Genomic DNA, 1,214 nt, shown 5'->3' on the forward strand with positions numbered 1-1,214 from the left:
GCCGCGCCAAGTCGCCTCGCTGGAAACGCAGTTGCACCACCGCGTGATGGGCACCGCCGACGCGAGTGAGGGCGTCACCGCGTTCTTCGAGCGACGGCCCCCGCGGTTCGGGTCGAAGCTGTCGCGTGACTGGGAAGCCCTGCTGGAGCCGTGAGTATGCGCACCGACGATCCGGAGGCTGCCCGGCTCAGGCCTTGAGCCCACACAGCTCCTCGGAAAGTGTCCAGAAGTCAGCCGCGCGTTGCTCATCGCGCGCGTATGGTGCGACCGCATCGCTCACCGCACAGTCTTCCAGGTACAGCGCGCCCCGGTCGGCCAGCTCCGGGCTGACCGCCGCCCAGACCTGGGTGGCCGCGCCCTGTTCGGGAGTAGAGAAGTCAAGGAAGCCGTCGGTCGATTCGCCACGCAGCGCGCTGTTGTCGACGACGAGCTTGCGCAGGTCGGAGAAGTCCTCACGCGACATATAACGGGCGAGCGAGGTGGCAACGGTGCCAGGATGGACGGCATACGCGTGAATTCCCAAGTCGCGCAGCCGCCGATCGACCTCTACCGCGTGCAGGATGTTCGCTGTCTTGGATGCGCCGTATGCGACGAACTTGTCGTATTCGCGACGCTCCCAGTCGAGGTCGTCGAAGTCGACGTCACCCATCAGATGGCCCCCGGAGGACAGGATCACCACCCGGGCGCCCGTGGCGGCGGCCAGCTGCGGGACAAGCAGCCGGGTGAGCTCGAAGTGCCCGAAATGGTTTGTCCCGATTTGCAATTCGAACCCGTCGCGAGTACGGCCGAAAGGTGTGAACATCACTCCCGCGTTGTTCATCAACACATGCACCGCCGGCGTGATGTCGCGGATCTTCACCGCCGCCGCACGAACGCTGGACAGCGCGGTCAGGTCGAGCTCGACGGTCGAGGTCGCAGCGCCCGGCACCTCGGTCGCCACCCACGCGGCCGCGTCGGCCAGAGCATCCGGGTTGCGAGCGGCCAAGATCACGTGTGCGCCCGCGGCCGCCAGCGCTCGCGCCGACTCCCGGCCCAGGCCGGACGAGGCGCCCGTGATCACACAGACCTTGCCGGACAGGTCGATTCCCCCGACGACCTGCAGCGCGGTCCGGCGTTCGCTCATCGGGTCATCGTAGAGGCACGTTCCATCAACCGTGGTGCGACGACCCGATGCAGGGGGCCGACCATGGCCCAGACCGTTCGGGCGGCGACTT

The 1,214-nt window shown here is 67.5% G+C and carries 1 protein-coding gene; it reads right to left on the minus strand.

Features of this window, described 5'->3' with window-relative positions; genetic code table 11:
- Positions 1–187 precede the first annotated feature (187 nt).
- The gene (locus ACZY0B_RS27555; protein ID WP_463767389.1) at positions 188–1,123 is read right to left on the minus strand and encodes an SDR family NAD(P)-dependent oxidoreductase; all 936 of its coding nucleotides are present in this window, start codon (positions 1,121–1,123) and stop codon (positions 188–190) included.
- Positions 1,124–1,214: the final 91 nt, after the last annotated feature.

Source organism: Mycobacterium sp. IDUB_19, from assembly GCF_055419445.1.

What these genes read in the sequence shown, in the direction of transcription:
- ACZY0B_RS27555 (WP_463767389.1), bottom strand. Translation starts at nt 1,123, where the DNA reads ATGAGCGAACGCCGGACCGCGCTGCAGGTCGTCGGGGGAATCGACCTG.